Raw genomic sequence first — 345 nt, forward strand, 5'->3', positions numbered from 1 at the left:
CCGCGCCTCCAGGCCGTCGTCCGGTCGCGTCTACCGACCGATGGTCGACATGTCGGGGTAGCGGTCTCCCGTCGGCACCGGCAGCGCCGAGAGGCGCGCGATCTGGTCCGCGGTCAGGGTGAGGTCGGCTGCGCCGACGTTCTCCTCGAGTCGCGAGACCCGCTTCGTGCCGGGGATCGGCACGACGTCGTCGCCCTGCGCGAGCAGCCACGCCAGCGCCACCTGCGCCGGGGTCCCGCCGGCATCGGTCGCGATCTCCTTGACGGCGTCGACGATGCGCATGTTCTCGGCGAAGGCCTCCTCCTGGAAGCGCGGGTTCGCCAGGCGGAAGTCGTCGGCGTCCAG

1 protein-coding gene is annotated in these 345 nt (G+C 72.5%); it reads right to left on the reverse strand.

Annotation, left to right across the window (positions count from 1 at the left end; translation table 11 throughout):
- Positions 1 to 30: 30 nt before the first annotated feature.
- The coding region (locus tag BIV01_RS16970; protein ID WP_139199528.1) for an aldo/keto reductase at positions 31 to 345 on the reverse strand (315 nt) is incomplete at its 5' end.

The organism is Curtobacterium sp. MCBA15_013 (genome assembly GCF_001865095.1).
GTDB lineage: Bacteria > Actinomycetota > Actinomycetes > Actinomycetales > Microbacteriaceae > Curtobacterium.